The sequence below is a fragment of the uncultured Roseovarius sp. genome (assembly GCF_913054395.1).
Classification (GTDB): domain Bacteria; phylum Pseudomonadota; class Alphaproteobacteria; order Rhodobacterales; family Rhodobacteraceae; genus Roseovarius.
Genome location: NZ_CAJXIP010000004.1, coordinates 1 through 19,542, shown reverse-complemented (window position 1 = coordinate 19,542; position 19,542 = coordinate 1). Strand labels below are relative to the sequence as shown.

Here is a 19,542-nt window from a genome sequence, read left to right as displayed (position 1 = left end):
GATCAGGCCAGCAACGGATTGGCAAAAAGCAGCAAGAGCGCGATCACCAGACAGTAGATCGCGGTCGTTTCGATCATCGCGAGGCCGACAAACAGCGTGCGCGAGATCGTGTTTGCCGCTTCGGGCTGTCGTGCGATTGCGTCCATCGCGGCGGCGACGGCTCGGCCTTCGGACAGCGCCGGGCCAAGGGCGCCAAATGACACGGCGAAGGCGGCCGAGATAATGCTGGCCAAACTGAGATAGTCCATCAGGTATCCTTTTGAGTTGGGGAAGGGGAGGGGTCCGCATCCGGTGATCCGGCCCTGCGGTCCTGGATGGTGGACGAGATGAAGACCATTGCCAGAACCGCAAAGATATAGGCCTGAACCAGTCCGGTCAGAAGGTCGAGCGCCATGAGCGGGACAGGAACCAGAAGCCCGGCCAGTGAGGCGACGATGCCGATGACAAAAACGCCGCTCATCACGTTGCCGAAAAGGCGCACGAACATGGAAAACACCCGCGTCAGGCTTTGCATCATGTTGAGCGGGATCATCACCGGGTTGGGGGCCGCGAAGGTCCTGAGATAGCCACCGACCCCGCCCCGGCGCACACCGAACCAGACGATCGACAGAAAGACCAGTGCGGCGAGGGCGGCGTCGGTTTCCAGATGTGCTGTGGGTGGCTCGACGCCCGGCACCAGCGAGGACCAGTTCGCCATCAGGATGAACAGGAACAGCGTGCCGATGAAGCCGCGGTAGGGCGCCGGATCCGCGCCGCTGGTCTCGGCTATCTGTGTGTCGAGCATGCTCACCACAAGTTCGAGCGCAGCCTGGCGCCGCGTCGGGCGAAGCTCAAGTTGACGGGTCAGCAGGACCGCAGCCGTCGCCAGCACCGTCATGATCGCCCAGGTGGTGACTATCGCTTCGGTGATCGCAACCGGCCCCAGTTGAAACAGTATGGCGGATTCCAGTGGAGAATTCATGCGCGGCCCCCTTCCGTTTTGCCAAGCATCAGCCGCCTGGCAAGCAAAACACCGCCCAGTGCGGTCAAAAGTGCAAAGCCCCCCGCCAGGACGGCAAGATAAAAGCCGGCACCGAGACCGGCGAACCGGCCCAATGTGAGAACAGCCGCAAGAAGGGGGGGGCCCCCGCCGAGGATCAGCTCCGTTGTCCGGCGCAAGGCGCTGAAATATGCGAGCCCGAGCAACAGGCCGACGGCAAAGCAGATCGGCAGGCTCAGCGACAGGGGAACGGCGTGCAGGTCGATCATCGTGAGTTCATCCATTTCCATGCGCTCCAGCCTCCAAGGCACAGCCCCAGAAGCATCAGGGGCGCGCTCCAGAAGATGCCGGTCCCGTGGCGCGCATCAAGCCAGCGGCCGATGAACAGGCCCGCCAGTGTCGGGGCCACGAAGATCCAGCCAAGCACGCCTATCTGCGCCAGTCGGCGGCCGATCGACATTTCACCCTCGCGCAGCCAGCGCTCGTGGCGTTCCCGGCGCAGGCGGGCCTGTGTCACCAGCGGATCATCGTCCGGGGTCTTGGGATCGGGGGCGCTCATCGGAACTCGCCTGCGTTTGCGCCGAGCGTCAGGCGGCTGACCATGCGGCGGATCGCATCTATTTGCAGGCGCATCGTTTCGACGTGCTCGATGCGTTCCTCGTCTGCGTCGGCCTGAAACCGGGCGAGCACCCGTTTGTCCAATGTGGCCAGGTCGTCGCCCGGCACCGCCTCGCGGGTTGCGATGTCAATGGTTGACGCGCCCCCGACGGTCATCACCCCGCCGCGCAGGGCGCAAAAGCGCTCGCGATTTGCCGCGCGCCAGCTTACGATCGAGATCGCAAGCGCGGTCAGGAATGGCGCATGGCCGGGCAAAACGCCGAAACTTCCGCTTGCGTCCTCGGCCCGCAGTGCGTCGATGTCCTCGTCGATCACGACCGCAAGGGGGGTGATGATCCGGAGCCTCATGTCATGGCCCGGATGTCGGGGGGGCGTTCCGCCGAGGCCTTCATCTTTGCATCCTCCAGTGTGCCGATCATGTAAAGCGCGTGTTCCGACCAGTCATCGGTCTCGCCATCAAGTATCGCGCGGCACCCAGCAAGCGTGTCGGCAAGCGGAACGCTGGCACCCGGCGTTCCGGTAAAGGCCTCGGTGACCATGAAGGGCTGGGTCAGGAAACGCTGCAACCGCCGCGCCCGCGTCACGATCAGCCGGTCCGCGGTGCCAAGCTCTTCGACGCCCAGCAATGAGATGATGTCGCTCAACTCCCGGAAGCGGGCCAGCGTCTGGCGGACCTCTTCGGCGATCCGGTAATGGTCAGCGCCCACCACGAGCGGGTCAAGTAACATCGACGACGAGGCCAGCGGGTCAATCGCCGGATAGAACCCCTCGGTCGCCTGCGCCCGTGACAGAACAATCACGCAATCCATATGGCTTGAGATGGTCGTGACGGCCGGATCGGTGAAATCGTCTGCCGGGACATAGACCGCCTGAATGGCCGTCACCGAAGACCCGGCGACCGAGGCGATACGTTCCTGAAGCCTGGCCACCTCGGTTGCCAAGGTCGGCTGATAGCCCACGCGAGAGGGCAGGCGGCCAAGCAGGCTCGAGACTTCGCCACCCGCCTGGACAAAGCGAAAGACGTTGTCCATCAGAAGCAGCACGTTCCTGTGGCTGTGATCCCGGAAGTATTCCGAAATCGTAAGCGCGGTCAGCGGGGCACGCCAGCGCGCGCCGGGTGGCTCGTTCATCTGGCCGTATACCATTACCGTTCGGGGAAGCACGCCCGACTCCCGCATTTCCGTCAGCAACTCGTGCCCTTCGCGCGACCGCTCGCCGACCCCAGCAAAGACCGAGATGCCTTCGTATTTCTCGACCATGGCGCGGATCAGTTCCATCACCAGAACGGTTTTGCCAACCCCGGCCCCGCCGAACATCGCTGCCTTGCCGCCCTGCGCCATGGGCATCAGCAGGTCGATGACCTTGATGCCGGTTTCGAACATATCGGTCGTCCGTGTCTGAGAGTGCAGGACAGGCGGCAGCGCGTGAATCGATCGTCGTGGGGTATCCCCTGGCAAGGGTGCTCCGTCATCCTTTGGATTGCCCACCACATCCAGAAGCCGACCAAGGACATTTTTTCCGACGGGCACGCCAACCGGCCCGCCGGTCGCCCGCACCGCAACCCCGCGCGCAAGCCCGACCGTGGACTGAAAGGCCACAGCGCGCACCGTGGTCAGGTCGAGATGGGCGTGAACCTCGACAATAAGCGGGCCGGGTCGCTCCCATTCCACCACCAGGGCCGAGTTGATGGGCGGCAGCTCTGCCGTTTGAAAGACCACATCGACCACGGCGCCCCTGACGGCGTGTACGATGCCCTTGGGCCGAATGGACATGTCGACGGTTCTGTCGGGCACTTGGATTTGCTCCATGTGTTTCTGACTGCTGGCGGCCTGACGTGGGGCGGCTGCTGGATACCGGAGTTTATGCACAGGTCCGTGACGTCGCCTTGATCTGCATCAGTCATATCGCGGGCGCTGGGCGCCTGTGGGCGCGCCGCGCGCCTGTGGGACTATGACATTCCGGGCAAAGACTTGCCTTGATCTTATGTGGATGCGCCTGACGGCCCTGGTTTGATATTGATCGAATGCCGTTTCCGGGTGGATATTACAAACGCCATGCAGATCGAATTTGTGAGTGTCTTGGCGCGGTTAAAAGGCTAACCTTGCATATGACCTTTTGGAAAAATCATCGGGCTGACGTCAATTCTGCGAAATTTTGAGGTGTAATGACCCGAAAACCCAAAACGCCACCCGCCGATGAGCCCGCCGCGACCGCGCCCCCGAAAAAAGCAGTTGCAAAGGACGCTTCGGCATCAGGTCCGCCGGTTCCTGTCGTCTGTCTCGGGGCGTCGGCCGGTGGCCTTCAGGCGCTTGGTGAATTTCTGGATAATGTGCCGTCGAAAAGTGGCGCGGCCTATGTCGTGATCCATCACGCCGACCCGACCCACAAGAGCCTGATGGCGGACCTGCTGGCAAAGCATACCGACATGGCTGTCCTCCCGGCCGAGGATCAGACCCGCGTCGCACATAATCATGTCTACATCATTCCCCCGGCCAAGTACCTTGAAATCCGGGCAGGGGTTCTTCACCTGTCGGATCAGGCGGACCGTCGCGGCACGCGATTGCCGATCGACAGATTTCTGAGGTCGCTGGCGCTGGACCTTGGTCAGAACGCCATAGCCGTCATTCTGTCGGGGGCCGGCAGTGACGGCTCGCTCGCCATCCGCGAGATCAAGGAGGAGGGCGGTATCGTTCTGGTTCAGGACCCCGACGAGGCCGTGCATGGCGGGATGCCCCGCAGCGCGATTGCGACCGGGGCGGCGGATCACATCGTTGCGGTTGCAAGGATGCCGGAAATCATCGGCGCCTATATCCGTCATCCTGTGATTCAGAACACCAAAGCGAAAAACGTCATACGTGAAAACGCGAAAGGCCTGTTGCAGGATTTCACGGCTGTTTTGAAGGCCTGTTCGCCGATCAACTTCGATCACTACAAGGAAGGCACATTGTTGCGCCGGATTGAACGGCGGATGGCGCTTCGGCATATGGAGAACTCGCGCGATTACCTCGCCCTGCTCAGGGATTCGCCGGAAGAGGCACAGAACCTTCGGGCCGACCTGTTGATCAATGTGACATCGTTCTTCCGCGACCGCGAGGCCTTCGAACATCTGGACACGACGGTGATCGACGGGTTGATCAGATCGCATGATGCGTCCCGCCCGGTGCGTGTCTGGGTGCCGGGATGTGCCACCGGCGAGGAAGCCTACACGCTGGCGATGCTGTTCATCGAAAAGATATCGCAGCTGCGAAAGGACGTGAAGCTCCAGATATTCGCCTCTGATGTCGACGAGGCCGCCCTTGCCGTGGCGCGGGTCGGCGTTTATCCGGATTCGATTGTCGAAAACATCACTCCGGGCCGCCTGAGACGGTTTTTTGTAAAGGAAGATCACAGTTATCGCGTGACGCCGGAACTGCGCGATGCGATTGTTTTCGCCAATCAGAACATTCTTGCAGACGCCCCCTTTTCCAAGCTTGACCTGATCTCCTGCCGCAATCTGATGATCTATCTGACGCCCGAGGCGCAGGACCGGGTGCTTCGGATGTTTCATTTTGCCCTCGGCGAAGGTGGGACCCTGTTTCTGGGCATGTCCGAAACAGCCGGGAGCAGCGATACCCTGTTTCAGCCGCTGTCGAAGAAGTTCCACATTTATAAACGCTCGGGTCATGTGCACAGCCGCTGGCTGGATTTCCCGCGCCTGCAAGGCCCTCTGGCCGGCAAGACGCCGGTCTCGCCGCATGGCCCGGAAGAGACCACGGGCCGCAACCTTGCGGAATTGAGCCAGCGCCTGCTGGTCGACCATTACGCGCCGGCGGCCGTTCTGATCAATGCGCAGTCCGAAGCGCTTTATTTCGAGGGTCCGACTGACAAGTACCTCAGGGTGCCCACGGGCGAGAACAGCCGCGATATTCTGGCCATGGCGCGTCAGGGCCTGCGGGCGCGTCTGAGCAGTGTGATCCGGGGGGCGCGGCAGAATGAGGCATTTTCCGAAGGCATCGCGAGGGTCACGCGGGAAAACACTCAGATAGCGGTCAGGATCGAGGCGCACCCGGTGAACCTGGACAATTCCAAGCTGCTGCTTGTGACGTTTATTGATCAACCGACGGGAGCCGCCTTGCCGCCATCGGAAGAGGCCGCGGGAACGGAGAGCCGCCATCTGGAGCAAGAGCTGGCGGCCACGAAGGCCGAGCTGCGCGACACGATCCGGGATTTTGAGCGGTCAACAGAGGAACTCAAGGCCGTCAATGAAGAAACCATGTCGATGAATGAAGAATTCCAGTCGACCAACGAAGAACTTGAGACCTCGAAAGAAGAGCTGCAATCCCTGAACGAAGAATTGACGACGCTCAATACCCAGCTTCAGCAGAAGATAGACGACGAGCGCCGCATATCGGATGATCTCAACAACCTTCTGGCAAGTTCAGGCATCGCAACCCTGTTTCTGGACAACGATCTCAGGATCATGCGTTTCACGCCCGCCACGCGCGACATCTTCAATCTCATCAGCAATGATGTCGGGCGACCGTTCAGTGACATCACTGGCAAGGTCACGGATCCTGATCTGTTCAAGGATGTCGAAACGGTGCTGGCAACCCTTGCGCCCCTGGAATGCGAAATTCGGGGCGAGGGCGGGCGGTGGTTCATTCGGCGTGTTTTGCCCTACCGCACCCAGGAGGGCAAGGTAAGCGGCGTTGTGGTGACCTTTGTCGAGGTTACCGAGATCAAGACCCTGCAACGTCAGGCATCTGCGGCGCGCATGTTTTCGGAAAGCATCGTCAACACGCTGCTCGAACCTTTGCTGGTGCTTGATGACAGCCTGACCATCCTTTCCGTCAGCCAATCCTTCCGCCGGATATTCGGAACCAACGGATCAGAGCTTGTCGGTCAGAACCTTTTCTCGATTCAGGGGGGGCAATGGGATGACCCAGGGCTGCGCACCCTGATCGAGGCGATCCTGCCGGAAAAAACAACGGTAGAGGCATATGATATCACCTTGACTGCCGGGGATCGGGGCAAGCGGGACATGGTCTTGAATGCCCGCCGGATCGAGGGCGGACCCGAAGGGCAGGAACTTATCCTTCTGGCGATGGACGATGTGACCGAGCGAAAGCGGTCGGAACAGATCATTCTGGACCGCGAAGCCCGTCTGAGTGCCATTCTGGACGCGGTTCCCGAAGCGATCGTGACAATCGACGAGCAAGGTGTCGTCGGGAATTTCAGCCCCGGCGCAGAGGCTATTTTCGGCTATTGCGCGGACGAGGTGATCGGTAAAAATGTCAGCATGCTTATGCCGGAGCCGCATTTCGGCCAGCACGACGGCTATTTGAAGAAGTACCTGAAAACCGGCGAAAAGAAGATCATCGACACCGGTCGCGACATGGATTCCCGGCACAAAGACGGCTCGCTCATGCCGATCCGCCTGAGCGTTTCGGAACTCGAACTTGACGGCGCGCGGCATTTTCTTGGCATCATGCACGACCTGACCATTGAAAAGAAGCAGCAGGCCGAATTGCATCGCGCCCAGAAGATGGAGGCAGTCGGCCAGTTGACTGGCGGGCTTGCGCATGACTTCAATAACCTGCTGACCGTCGTGATCGGTAATCTCGAGCTTCTGGAAATGCGGACCGAAGACAGCACGATGCTTGAATTGGTGCATCAGGCGCTTGAAGCATCCAGCCTTGGCGCGGCTCTTACCAGTCACCTTCTGTCCTTTTCCAAAAGCCAGTCCCTTGCGCCCGAACGCGTTGCCCTGAACGCGTTGGTGAAGGTCATGCTTCCGATCCTCGAGCGCACCATTGGCGAGCATATAGAGATTGAAATCCGGCTTGCCGATGATCTTGAAACGACGCTCGCCGATCCGGGCCAGATCGAAAGCGCCATCCTCAATCTTGCAATCAATTCGCGTGATGCGATGCCCGAGGGAGGGACGATAACAATCGAAACGCTCAATGTTTCGCTCAATGCCAGATATGCCGCATCAGAGGTTGACGTGAAGCCCGGAGATTATGTGTGCCTGTCTGTTTCCGATACGGGCGTGGGCATGCCTGCCGAGGCAAAAACGCGTGCATTCGAGCCATTTTTTACAACCAAGGGGCCGGGCGACGGGTCGGGGCTTGGGCTTAGCATGGTTTATGGTTTTGCCAAGCAATCCGGTGGGCACGTCGCGATTCACAGCGCGATGGGTGAGGGAACCACCGTGAGCCTCTTTCTGCCTGCGGTGTCGGGCGAGGTGAAGTCAAAGGCCGTCGCGGGATCGGAAAACGTTGCCGAGACCTGCAATGAAACCATCCTTGTGGTCGAGGACGATCCAAAGGTCCGGCGCCTGACGGTCGCCCGGCTTCAGGAGTTGAAATATCAGGTTCTTGAGGCCTCCGACGGACCCGAGGCGATCGCGCTTGTCAGGCAGCGACAGGATATAGCTCTCGTGCTCTCGGACGTTGTGATGCCCGGCGGAATGAGCGGGTTCGATGTTGCGGACAAGGCGCGGGCGCTGCGGCCTGATCTGAAGGTTCTGCTGGCAACCGGTTATGCCAAAGGCGTGGATATGCGGGGTGCGGGGCTATCGGAAAACGACTATGCCATCCTGAGAAAGCCCTATGGTTTGAAGGAATTGGCCAAAGCCTTGAGAAAACTTCTGGACTGACCGAACCACCGCCGTTCTTTCAACGCCGGTTCGTGTCGTGGTCTGCGCCCAATACATCAGTCCCCGGAAGCTTTGCCGGGGGCGGTGCTCACGGTGACGTGGGCCGGTCTTATCAAACGCTTGCCAAGGGCCAGGCCGGGGCGGTGCAGGGCGAGGACATGGCCGGGTTCCACCTTGTCGGTTTCCTGTGCTTGCAAGGCTTCGTGCCGCTCGGGGTCGAATGCGGTGCCCTCTGGCGTGATCGTGGTGACACCGAGAACCTTCAATCCGGCCTCGAACGCCGTCTTTATGTTGCAAAGCCCTTCAACGTAGGACGCAAGAGCGGGTGTATCGGCCTCAGGGCTTTTGCGCGCTGTCTCGATTGCAACCGTGACCGCGTCGAAGGCGGGCACCAGCGCTTCGACGGCAACGGCCAGGCCATGCTCGCGCCCGTCAAGGCGGGCGGCATTGGCGCGTTTTCTCGCGTTCTCGACCTCTGCAAGCGCTCGCATCCATTTATCTTTTATCTCCTCAAGTTCTGCGGCGGGATCCGGGGGCGATGTTTCACCATCCTGATCTTCTGAGGTGGTTTCAGGGGTTTCGGCGGTGTGATGTTTCGGGTCCATGCTGTTCTCCTTTCCTGGGGCTTCGATGTCAGCGCATGACAAGGAAAATGCGGGCCGATCCGCGTTGAATCGTCAAAGCGAGCGCGCCGTCGACCTTCGCAAGCTGTTGGCGCACCTCGGAGACCGAGGCGACAGGCACCCGATTGACGGCCAGGATAATGTCGCCGACCTTGAGCCCGGCGTGCGCCGGGCGGCTGTCTGGCTCGAGACTGGCGATCACCACCCCTGAGAGATCGCCATAGAACGGATCTCCCGGTTGCAGATTGCGCAGGTCGGCCCCCGACAGGCGGCCAAGCCCGCGCGCGCCCTGACCGGCGCCGCCCTGCGCGCCCCGGCGCATGATGACGTCGAGCGTTCGGGGCTGACCGTCGCGGATGATTTCGATCTCGATCCGTTTGCCAATCCGCTTGAGGCCGATCTGGCTGCGCAGGTCGGCGGAACTGGCAATTGCGCGCCCATCGACGGAAACGATCAGGTCGCCGGGCAGCAATCCGGCCTCTGCGGCGGCGCTATCGGGTTCGACCTGGGTGATGACGGCCCCGAGACCGGCGTCGATGCCCAGTGCTTCGGCAAGGTCGGGGGTGAAATCCTGTATCATGACGCCAAGCTGCCCGCGCCGGACCTCGCCGAATTCGGCAAGTTGGTCTGCCACCGCGGCGACCATGTTCACAGGCACCGCAAAGCCGATTCCGACATTGCCACCCGAGGGCGCGATGATCGCGGTGTTGATCCCTGCTAGCCGCCCGTCCAGCGTGACCAGCGCGCCCCCCGAATTGCCGGGGTTGATCGAGGCATCGGTCTGAATGAAATCCTCATAGCCTTCGATGTTCAGCCCGCTGCGCCCGAGGGCGCTTACAATGCCCGAGGTCACGGTCTGGCCAAGGCCGAAGGGGTTGCCGATCGCAAGAACGTAATCGCCCACCTGCAAGCGGTCGCTGTCGCCCAGGTCAAGGGCGCGCAGGTCATCCGCCTCGATCCGCAGAAGGGCGATATCGGTGCCGGGGTCGCTTCCGATCAGGGTTGCCTCGAATTGGCGGCGGTCCTTGAGGGTGACGATAATGCGCTCGCCGTTTTCCACGACATGGTGGTTGGTCAGGACATACCCCTCTTCGGCGTCGATGATCACGCCCGATCCCGCGCTCATCTGGCGGCGGGTCTGGGGCTGTTGCTGAAACGGCTGCAAGTCAAAGAAACGCCGAAAGAAGGGATCGTTGAACAGCGGGTTAAGCTCGGCTGTCTGGCGGCTTTCGACGGCAATATTGACCACTGCAGGGGTGACTTCGGCCAGCAAGGGCGCGAGTGTCGGAAGCCCGTCTTCGTTGAGGTACAGCGGCCGGTCGGCGGTCTGCGCCGCGAGCGGCAGGGCAAAGGTCAGGGTGCAGATGCAGAGGGCCAGCACCATGCGACCAAGACGAGAAGCAAATGCAGTCATTGCCAGTCTCCTTAAGGCAAAACAAAAAGCGGGCCGTGGCCGAACCCTGCGGATGACATCACAGCCCGGACGGAAAGGTTTCGTCCTCCGTCTTGTTGCTCAGCGTGGCGAGGGGCGTGACGGCGCTGGACCGGTCGATCCAGACGAACGCGTCATATTGGTCCGACAGGGTCGCATGGCTGTAGTGGCTCGCCCGTTCGGTTTCAGGCCGATAGATCACGCCGATGTAGCGTTCCAGCCTGGCCTCGGCGATCAACCGCCTGAATGCGGGCGTCTGATCCTTCCTGAAGTCCCAGAGAAAACGCTCGAGATCGACGGCGTGACAGAGCGCCTCATAGCTCTCGGCAAGCGGGGGGCGGATGGTTTTGATCTCCATCGGGCTGTCCCATTCCGACGCGGCCGCCACCGTGCCGGAGCCCGTGCCAAAGCCGATCAGGGCCGCCGCATCGCCATAGTCCTCACGGCAGAGCTGACCTATATTCAACTCGCCGCGACTGCGGCCCATATCCGTATGCCGGGCATCGCCGATATGGGAATTATGCGCCCAGACCACAGCCTTTTTATCGGGTCCGGCATGGTTGAGGATGTGGCGCAGGGTCTGGAACATATGCCGGTCCCGCAGGTTCCATGACAGGTTCGAGCCATAGTACATCACCCGGTAATATCGCTCTGCATTGGCGACAAGCCGCGCGTTCTGCGTCGCATCAAAGAACTGGTCGCCGTCCTGCGGGACATAGCTTAGCTGTTTCTTGAGCAGATCGACCAGAATTTGCGTCACGGGTTTTTCGCAAACCGAAAACCCATGCGTGAGCGCCGCGCGCCCGTAGGCGGCGGGTTCGCGTGCCCAGGGTCTCAGGCAGGCATAGCGCGCGCGCGCCACCTGCGCGGCCTGTTCATCGACGCGATCGAGATAGGACAGGACTTCGGCGATCGAGGCATTCATGTTGTAAAGATCAAGTCCATAGAAGGCGACGCGATCTTCCATGTCCTTTGCCGCGTTATGTTGCTTCAGGAACCCGGTGAAGGCCTCGAATTCGGCATTGCGCCACATCCAGCCTGGAAAGCGTGCGAAGGGCTGGCCCTTCATCGGCTCGTAGGGTTTGCCGCGTATCTGGTGATCGAGGGCCGCCGCATCGGGCCAGTCCGCTTCGACGGCGACGATCGAAAAGCCGTGTTTCTCGATCAGGCGGCGCGTGATGGCCGCGCGGGCCTTGTAAAATTCCGATGTGCCATGCGACGCTTCGCCGAGCAGGACGATGCGCTTTGATCCGAACCTGTCAAAGGATTGCGCAAAGGCGGGGTCATTGAGCGGCGGCAGGCTTTCGGCAGCGGCCCTGAGAACGGAGAAGACCCGGTCGGCCTTGGGCAGCGGCGCGGGTTTCGGGCGTTCGGGCACTTGCGCTCGCAGATGGGTCTTGAACCATGCGGCGGCATGCCCGATCACGATATCCAGCGTGTCCTGTTCTTCAAAAAGGTGCCCGGCGCCGGCGACAAGCTCTAGCTTTTTGGGGCAGGTCAGCGCGGCAAGCGCCTGTTCGTTCAGCTTGATCACCTCATGATCGCGACTGCCCACCAGGAGCAGGGTAGGACTTTGGACCTCGGCCAGGAAATCGGCCGCCAGATCCGGGCGTCCGCCCCGCGATACCACTGCGGCGACCCGTGCCTTAAGCTCTGCCGCCGCGACCAATGCGGCCCCTGCACCGGTACTTGCGCCAAACAGGCCCAATGGCAACTCCCCGATGTCGGGTTCGGACGCGATCCATAGTGATCCTTCAACCACGCGATCCGCCAGAAGCGGGATGTCAAAGACGTTGCGGCGATCCTGACCCTCCTGCGGCGTCAGCAGGTCAAACAGAAGCGTGGCAAACCCGTTCTCGTTGAGTTTTTCCGCGACATGGGCATTGCGTGGGCTGCGCCTGCTTGATCCGCTGCCGTGGGCAAACAGGACGATCCCCTGCGGGTTTGGGGGCACCGTCAGATCCCCGATCAGCCCGAGCGGTGGAATCGCCACCTGTCGTTCATGATACGGCGCGGTCTTTGACGGCCGGGGCGAAACCGTGGTCAAAAGGGCGACGGTTTCGTCGTCCGATAGCTGGTGAAAGTCCCGGTAGGCCCCGCCCACGCCGTGGAATGCCGTTACCGGGTGGACGCAAATGATGTCGTCGGCCTGATCATAGATGGCCTCCAGCGCCGATTTCGGCGCGACGGGCAATGCCACGACGATACGGGCCGGGCGGCCACCGCGTTTCAGGCCGATGAGGGCCGCCTTCATGGTGGCCCCCGTCGCCAGCCCGTCGTCGACAACCACAACGGTCCGCCCGGTCGGGTCAAGGCGGGCACGGTCGCCGAGATAGCGCGCCTTGCGTCGTTCAAGTTCGGCCCGTTGCTGGGCGACCGCCCGCGCGATATAGGCATCATCGGCCCCCGATACGCGCCTGATATGGTCATTGATGACAATTTGTTCGGCCGCCCCCTCTACAAGTGCGCCGAGCGCAACTTCGGGGTTTCCCGGCGCGCCGATCTTGCGCACCAGCAGCAGATCAAGCGGCGCCCCCAGTCTTTTGGCAATCTCGACCGCCACCGGCACGCCACCACGGGGCAGCGCATAGATCAGCGGCTCTTCAAGCTCCATGTCGGCCAGAAGCCGGGCCAGAACACGGCCTGCGTCGGTGCGGTTTGCGAAGTGTTGGGCATCCATATCCATGCTGGCAAGTCTACTGACTCTGAGGGCGGGCCAGATTGATTTTGCTCAATTAACGCCGTGATGTCGCATCTGCCTTGACGGATCAGGGAAAACCGTATCGGCGCAGGCGTCACTGGCAAGTTTCTGCCAGCTGCGGGCCCGAAGGTCATCGGCATGATTTACGTCAATTGCGTGACCCGCCATTATTTCAGAATGTGTCTGCCGCGTTACCGGCTTTTCATATTCGGAGGCGAAAAATGTCATGATGGGTGGGCGCGATCATTCCAAACCTCTCATTGGGAAGTCGACCAGTGGCGATCCTGTTCCAGCGAGAAAGGCGGATCCGGGCATGTCCTATGAGTTGCAGAAATCCCTTCACGTTCTCGGACCAAGGCCAAAGCAGGCTTTGGAGACCTTCGTGGATCTCGGTTTGTCGGATGTGGAAATCGCGCGTTATTTCAGGATTGCCACACAGCACGTCGGAGAATTGCGCCGGATCTGGGGGGTCTAGGGACCAACCCTGGATCGGGTACCCGAAGGCCGCGATTGTCTGCCAGATATCGAGATTAAGCGCCTTCAGCCGCGCAATAGCGGCATCAATCATGGCAATCTCGCGCGCGTGCCGCAAACAATAAGCCGATTGTCACCAGCGGGAATTGCTTTCGTGTCACTGGCGATCCCGCATCAGACGGGGGGGGCCGAACCCGATGTCCGGGTTCGGCAAGGGGGCACCTGTTATCAGGCGACTTCAGTCTCGCTACTGGTTTGAAGATAGACCTTCAGGCTGTCGTCAAGCGCATCGACCCAAGGCGTATGGTGTGCCGGGGCCTTCTTGCCGGTCATCGGCGAGGTGTGGCCATGGTTGCGGAAATCCATGATGCCCTTCTTCTTGAGCTTTTTCCATTCGAAGAAGGCCTGGTTGGACGCCTCGATATCAAAGCTGGGATAATCGGTTTCGGCGCTCAGTTCCTGAACATAGGCCCCTTGATAGCGGATGCAGGCGTAATCATCTTCAAGGGCGTCCTCCTCGGCTTCGCGCCTCTTGGGGTCGGCCATCATGGTGGCGGTATCGGGCAGGGCGATTTTGCCCAGGATGCAATCGCGCACCCACCAGGCCTGGGCGTCGAACATGTTGAATGTATACCACTGGTCCTGCATGCCCAGATAGAACAGGGCCGGGTTGTGGACATAGGCCACACCCTTGTAGAGATCCGCCGCCGCAAGGCGATTGGCGGTCTTGAGGCGCAGGTTGTCGGGCAGGAAGTCGAAATGGTGGCGATAGCCTGTACACAGGATGATGGCATCGACATCCTTGGTCGTGCCGTCCTTGAAATGTGCGGTGCGGCCATCGACCTTGATCAGGGCTGGAACCTCCTGCCAGTTGTCGGGCCAGTCATAGCCCATGGGCGCGGTCCGATGGGCGACCGTGACCGAGTTGCAGCCGTATTTCCAGCATTGAGAACCGATGTCCTCGGCGGAATAGCTGGTTCCGAGAATCAGGATGTCCTTGCCCGAAAATTCGCGCGCATCGCGGAAATCATGGGCGTGCAGGATGCGGCCATTGAACGATTCAAAGCCCGGATAATGCGGCACGTTCGGGGTCGAGAAGTGGCCCGAGGCCACGACCACGTGGTCAAACACTTCGGTGGTCTCGGAATCGGTCTTTGTGTTGCGTGCGGTCAGGGAAAATTTGCCGTTCTCAAACCGGACATCGCGCACAACGGTGTTGAACTGAATCTTGTCGCGCACGCCTGCGCGCTCGACACGGCCCTTGATATAGTCAAACAGGACGGCGCGCGGCGGATAGCTTGCGATCTCACAGCCGAAATGCTCGTCGAATGTGTAATCGGCAAACTCAAGTCCCTCTTTCGGGCCATTCGACCACAGATAGCGATACATCGAACCGTGGCAGGGATAGCCCGCCTCATCGACGCCCGTGCGCCAGGTGTAATTCCACAGACCACCCCAATCGGATTGCTTTTCGTAGCAGACGACTTCGGGCACTGCCTCGCCTTTTGCCGCCGCGGATTGGAAGGCACGCAATTGTGCCAGCCCGGACGGGCCTGCGCCGATGATTGCAACTCGTTTGTTTGTCATTGAGCGTTCTCCTATGTTGGAATGGACCAAAAATTATACTTTGGTTCTTTTGGTTCCTTTTAATAGGCCAAATAGTGCACCAATAAGTCAACAATAATCGGCAAATTGGTCAGTTTTCGTATATTGGCGGTTTGGTTACGCTCGCGGAGGGTATAAAAGAAGGCATGGAATCTTCGAACTTTGCACTGCGTTTGGCTATTTCCGGGGCGATGCCGCGATTGTCGGTGGGCATGGCGAAAACCGTGAATATCGGCTTTCTGGCCCCGCTGAGTGGGCAGGCCGAATCCTGGGGGCTGCCGGGACTGCATGGATGCCGCATCTGGGAAAGCTGGCTGAACAATGCCGGGGGGATGCTGATCGGCGGGCGGCGCTATCCTATTCGCATCCATGCCTATGATTGCGGCTATGGCCCGGACAAGGCGCGTGATGGTGCAATGCAATTGCTCCAGAACCACGACGTCAAGCTGATGATGATGCTCGGCGGGGATACTATTCCGCCGGTGATCGAGTTGTTGAACGAGCGCCGCATTCTGACCTCGACGCTTTTGCCCAGCGACCTGTCGCCAGATACGCCTTATCTGATCGCACCCAGCGAAGTGCACCCGATTTATGTGGTGACGGGGGTGGATTGGCTGGTGCGCGAGCGGCCAGAGTTGCGCACCGTGGCCATGTGCAGCCAGACCGACGGAATGGGCCTGCCGTCGCTTGCCACCTATCGCGCGGCGTTCAAGGCGGCGGGGCGGCAGGTGGTGAAAGAGGTAAAATATGCCTCGGAAGGCGCAGATGCGGCGGCGATCGTTCAACCGATGCTGGACCAGAACCCGGATATCCTGTGCTGGTGCACCAGCTATACGCCGATGGTACATGCGATGACGCAATACGCGTTTGAACAGGGCTTCAAAGGGCAGATCGTGTCCTGCACGCTTGACCATTACGAGGCGCTTGTCGAGAAGACCAGCCGCGAGTTCATGGAAGGGGTGGTGTTTCAGTTTCCGGATTTTGACGACCCGGAATTGCGGGAAAAGGCGTTTTTCTTCAACCAGCCCAACGTTTTCTTCGAGGAATACAACAACCTGTATCCGGGCAGTTGGAGTGCTGTAAGCTGGGAATATGCGGCTATTCTGGATATCTGGCATGCCGCCGTGGAAAAGGCCGGAACGGTCAATCCGGCGTCGGTCCTGGCGGCGATGAAGCAATTGGGGCATGTGACCCATGCCTTTGGCCCGGCGAATTGGTGGGGCAAGGATGTTTTCGGCATTGATAATGCGCTGGTGGGCGATTGGCCGGTGGTCACGATTCAACGGGGCAAGGCGCGGATCGTGGGCTTTGGATCAATTCCGGACTGGCTTGAGCGGCATAGCAAACTGCTCAAGGCGGAAATGCAGGACCTGGGCCAGATGTGGCAGCAACGGCTGCGTCATCCGGGCGAAACCACGGATCTGCTTGCCCGTAGCGTTCCGAAGTGATCAAAACTCCTGCAATAGCAGGTTTTGCTCTTCGACCAGATGCAGCTTGATAAACTCGACCGCCGAGGCGACATCGCGCGATGATATCGCGTTGAACAACGTATTATAGCGTTTCTGATAATCCTGAATGCGCTTGGGCGTCAGGTGGCGCCGCCGCAGCTTGGTGCGAAAGCTTTGCCGGTAGGTTTCGATCGACAGTTTGTAGCAGGATGCCAGGAGCGGATTGCCGGTGCCTTCGGCAATCTGGGTGTAAAGCTTTTCCTCAAGCTCGATGAATTTTTCCACATCGGTCTGGATGGTTTCGATCTCCGACAGTGTTTCCGAGAGTTCGGTGATCATCCTCGGCGTCATGTTGATGACGGCCAGGCGCACCATTTCGGGCTCCAGAATGCCGCGGACGACCAGATGATCCAGCGGGCTGGTCTGATCGGCGACCGATTCGGCCGACGTGTTGCGCGGCGTGACGGAACGATAGGTGACAAAGCTGCCCGACCCCGCGCGGCGGCGGATCGCCTTTTGGGTTTCCAGAACATCCAGGGCCTCGCGCACGGTATTGCGGGCGACGCCCAGTTCCGATGCAAGGGTTCGCTCCGAGGGCAGGCGCGTATCAATCGGATATTCTTCGGATTTGATCCGGGCAAACAGGGTATCCACGACAATTTGCACCGTGGCCCCGATGGGCTGCCTGGTGATCAGACCTTCGGCATTTTCGCTGAGTTTCTTATTCATTGTGGTCCCTGCGTAGCCTTTATTCCTGTGCATGTCACCATAGCTCTGTGCGGTGAGATATGCCAAACCCGATGCGTAATAGTGTGCGGCCTTGCCCGGTTATTTTCATTTGGCGCTTTGGCTTGGATCATACCAATATACTGACTTTCTGACGAATTGGTACTTTCGCCGCCGAAAAAATGACCTCAATGTGGGCTTGGATCAAGCAATTGAAAGATAAGGTAAAAAGCGGATTTCCGGTGGCCTCGAGGAACCGATATTGCGCCAAAATTTATAATATTAGTCCAAATTGAACCAATTTTCTTGGCATGATTAGGCTTGTCTGCTAGCGTTTTCGAACAGGACCAAGGCAAATTGTACGAACTGGTAGTGTTTTTCGACGATAAGATTGGGTTTGCGCAGCTGAGGTTTTGCCAAAAAACACTGCCCGAAAAACGGGCGGGCAACATGGGAGAATTTCAATGTTATCAAAGATCGTGGCCTCGGGTCTGACCCGTCGGACATTCCTTAAGTCATCTGCCGCCGCCGCCGCGGCAAGCAGCCTTCCGGGGGCGGCCCTGGCCGCCGACAAGGTCATCAAGATCGGCTTTCTGGCGCCTTTGACCGGGCCAGTGGCGGCCTGGGGCAAGCCGGGGCTCGACGGCTGTGAAATCTGGGCGGAACGGGTGAATGCGGCGGGGGGCATCAAGCTTGCCGATGGCAATTACTCGGTCGAATTCGTGGGCTACGACAACGAATACGATCCCGCCAAGGCATGGACCGGCGCGATCAAGCTGATCCGCGAAGACGGTGTAAGCTTTGTGATGATGCTTGGCGGTGACACATGGCCGGGCGTACAGCCGGTGGCCGACAAGACCGGCATGCTGTTTTCGACTTTGCTGCCAAGTGACCTTGGCCCCGATACGAAAACATTGATTGCACCGGCCGAGGTGCACCCGATCTATAACGTCACCGGCGTTGAATGGCTTGCCGAGAACAAGCCGGACCTGAAGACCGCCGTGATCTGTGCGCAGGACGACGCTTTGGGTCTTCCGTCGGTTGCCACCTATCTGGCCGCGTTCGAGGCCGCAGGTATCGAAATGCTGGATGAGCCGCTGTTGTTCGACCCGGCGACGACCGATTTCGCTCCCGTTGTGACGAAATTGATCTCGGGCAACCCCGATATCGTCTGTCTGGACACGTGCTATTCCGATTATGTGCACCCGATTGCGGAACAGCTGTTCCAGCAGGGGTACAAAGGCCAGATCATCAGCTGTACAGCGGATTTCTATGATCAGATGATCGCCAAAACCTCAGAGGAATTCATGGAAGGTTTCATCTTCCAGTTCCCCGATTTCGACGATGCGGCGCTGAATTCCGATCAGATCAACTTTGCCGATCCCAACGGATTTTACGCCGAGTTCAACAAGCGGTTCCCCGGTCAATGGGGCGCGGTCAGCTGGGAATATGCCTCGATCATGGATCTGTGGCGGTCGGCCGCCGAAAAGGCCGGTTCCGCCGCGCCCGACGCCGTGGTTGCCGCAATGAAGGACGGCGGCAACGGGGCGCATGCGTTTGGCGATGCCAAGTGGTGGGGCAGCGAGCTTTTCGGGATCGACAACGCGCTGGTCGGTGACTGGCCGGTGGTGGCGATTGAGGGCGGCAAGGCCACGATCAAGGAATTCCGCAATATCCCGGCGTGGTATGAAAAACACGGCGACCTTCTGGTCAAGCACATGAAGGCCTATGACCAGATGTGGGATCAGCGCGGCTAAGGTCACGCAGGAACAGGCAAGGGGCGGTGCCGATCAGGGGGGCCGCCCCGAATTCCCCTAAAAACAGAGAAACGTAACGATGCTGGACCTTCTCGCGCAGACCGGCCTGAACGCCGTATATGCTGCTAGCTATATTTCGCTGATTGCCGTCGGACTTGTGCTTATCTTCGGGGTGATGGGCGTGATCAACTTCGCCCATGGCGAGCTGTATATGGCGGGCGCCTATACGGTTGTTTTCCTCTACACCGATTGGCAGTTGCCCTTTTTCGTCGCCGTTGCGGCGGGGTTGATATTCGTCGGGTTTCTGGGGCTTGCGATGGAGCGCACGCTTTTCAGGCCGCTGCGCGACAACCCGTTGGGCGGGCTTGTGGCCTCAATCGGGTTCCTGATGATCCTTCAGGCGCTGGCGGTGATGGGCTTTGGCGTGCGGATGGAAAACATTCCCCCCGCGACCCAATATGTGATCGAATTTTCCGACAGGGTGCGCCTGCCGCTGGCACGGCTTTATGTCATCGTCGCGGCGGTTGTCTTGCTGGGCA

The 19,542-nt window shown here is 59.9% G+C and carries 16 protein-coding genes; 5 read left to right on the top strand and 11 right to left on the bottom strand.

The features are described 5' to 3' along the window. Positions 1 to 2: 2 nt before the first annotated feature. Genes QZ522_RS01070 through atpD form a run of 6 tightly spaced genes read right to left on the bottom strand, consistent with a single transcriptional unit; the run spans position 3 to position 3,369 of the window. Entirely contained in the window at positions 3 to 248 is a 246-nt protein-coding gene (locus tag QZ522_RS01070; protein WP_294606558.1) for a F0F1 ATP synthase subunit C, read from the bottom strand. Next, positions 248 to 961, bottom strand: a complete 714-nt coding sequence (locus tag QZ522_RS01065; RefSeq protein WP_294606557.1) for a F0F1 ATP synthase subunit A — start codon at positions 959 to 961, stop codon at positions 248 to 250. Before QZ522_RS01065 ends, QZ522_RS01070 begins: the two co-directional genes overlap by 1 nt. Then, positions 958 to 1,263, bottom strand: coding sequence for an ATP synthase subunit I (locus QZ522_RS01060; RefSeq protein WP_294606556.1), 306 nt, complete (start codon positions 1,261 to 1,263; stop codon positions 958 to 960). Before QZ522_RS01060 ends, QZ522_RS01065 begins: the two co-directional genes overlap by 4 nt. Then, a complete protein-coding gene (locus QZ522_RS01055; RefSeq protein WP_294606555.1) occupies positions 1,245 to 1,538 on the bottom strand; it encodes an AtpZ/AtpI family protein in 294 nt (97 codons plus the stop codon). The genes QZ522_RS01060 and QZ522_RS01055 overlap by 19 nt, the downstream gene beginning before the upstream one ends. Beyond that, positions 1,535 to 1,945: a F0F1 ATP synthase subunit epsilon gene (locus QZ522_RS01050; protein ID WP_294606554.1), complete on the bottom strand. Its 411-nt coding sequence runs from the start codon at positions 1,943 to 1,945 to the stop codon at positions 1,535 to 1,537. Before QZ522_RS01050 ends, QZ522_RS01055 begins: the two co-directional genes overlap by 4 nt. Beyond that, complete coding sequence (gene atpD, locus QZ522_RS01045) at positions 1,942 to 3,369, bottom strand: F0F1 ATP synthase subunit beta (protein ID WP_294606619.1); 1,428 nt, start codon at positions 3,367 to 3,369, stop codon at positions 1,942 to 1,944. Before atpD ends, QZ522_RS01050 begins: the two co-directional genes overlap by 4 nt. A gap of 392 nt (positions 3,370 to 3,761) precedes the next feature. Here atpD and QZ522_RS01040 point away from each other — a divergent pair, with 392 nt between their 5' ends. Next, positions 3,762 to 8,237, top strand: coding sequence for a chemotaxis protein CheB (locus tag QZ522_RS01040; protein WP_294606552.1), 4,476 nt, complete (start codon positions 3,762 to 3,764; stop codon positions 8,235 to 8,237). 56 nt (positions 8,238 to 8,293) lie between these two features. Here QZ522_RS01040 and QZ522_RS01035 read toward each other — a convergent pair whose 3' ends face one another. From QZ522_RS01035 to QZ522_RS01025, 3 genes are read right to left on the bottom strand one after another with little or no spacing between them, the layout of a single operon-like run. Further along, a complete protein-coding gene (locus QZ522_RS01035; RefSeq protein WP_294606551.1) occupies positions 8,294 to 8,842 on the bottom strand; it encodes a nucleotide exchange factor GrpE in 549 nt (182 codons plus the stop codon). A 28-nt stretch (positions 8,843 to 8,870) separates the two neighbouring features. Then, complete coding sequence (locus QZ522_RS01030; RefSeq protein WP_294606550.1) at positions 8,871 to 10,274, bottom strand: DegQ family serine endoprotease; 1,404 nt, start codon at positions 10,272 to 10,274, stop codon at positions 8,871 to 8,873. A gap of 58 nt (positions 10,275 to 10,332) precedes the next feature. Next, complete coding sequence (locus QZ522_RS01025) at positions 10,333 to 12,978, bottom strand: alpha/beta family hydrolase (protein WP_294606549.1); 2,646 nt, start codon at positions 12,976 to 12,978, stop codon at positions 10,333 to 10,335. 328 nt (positions 12,979 to 13,306) lie between these two features. On the opposite strand from QZ522_RS01025, the gene QZ522_RS01020 reads away from it, so the two are divergent. Next, positions 13,307 to 13,468 carry a hypothetical protein gene (locus QZ522_RS01020; RefSeq protein WP_294606548.1) on the top strand — a complete coding sequence of 54 codons (162 nt, stop codon included), beginning with the start codon at positions 13,307 to 13,309 and terminating at the stop codon, positions 13,466 to 13,468. 227 nt (positions 13,469 to 13,695) lie between these two features. Here QZ522_RS01020 and QZ522_RS01015 read toward each other — a convergent pair whose 3' ends face one another. Next, complete coding sequence (locus QZ522_RS01015; RefSeq protein WP_294606547.1) at positions 13,696 to 15,054, bottom strand: NAD(P)/FAD-dependent oxidoreductase; 1,359 nt, start codon at positions 15,052 to 15,054, stop codon at positions 13,696 to 13,698. Between the two features lie 164 nt (positions 15,055 to 15,218). Here QZ522_RS01015 and QZ522_RS01010 point away from each other — a divergent pair, with 164 nt between their 5' ends. Beyond that, positions 15,219 to 16,520 carry an ABC transporter substrate-binding protein gene (locus QZ522_RS01010; RefSeq protein WP_294606546.1) on the top strand — a complete coding sequence of 434 codons (1,302 nt, stop codon included), beginning with the start codon at positions 15,219 to 15,221 and terminating at the stop codon, positions 16,518 to 16,520. On the opposite strand, the gene QZ522_RS01005 is transcribed toward QZ522_RS01010, so the two are convergent. Then, positions 16,521 to 17,249, bottom strand: coding sequence for an FCD domain-containing protein (locus QZ522_RS01005; RefSeq protein ID WP_294606545.1), 729 nt, complete (start codon positions 17,247 to 17,249; stop codon positions 16,521 to 16,523). Positions 17,250 to 17,710: 461 nt separating this feature from the next. Here QZ522_RS01005 and QZ522_RS01000 point away from each other — a divergent pair, with 461 nt between their 5' ends. Next, on the top strand, positions 17,711 to 19,003 hold the full coding sequence (locus tag QZ522_RS01000) for an ABC transporter substrate-binding protein (RefSeq protein ID WP_294606544.1): 1,293 nt from the start codon (positions 17,711 to 17,713) through the stop codon (positions 19,001 to 19,003). Between the two features lie 79 nt (positions 19,004 to 19,082). Then, positions 19,083 to 19,542: branched-chain amino acid ABC transporter permease (locus QZ522_RS00995; protein WP_294606543.1), on the top strand; the 460-nt coding region annotated here is incomplete at its 3' end.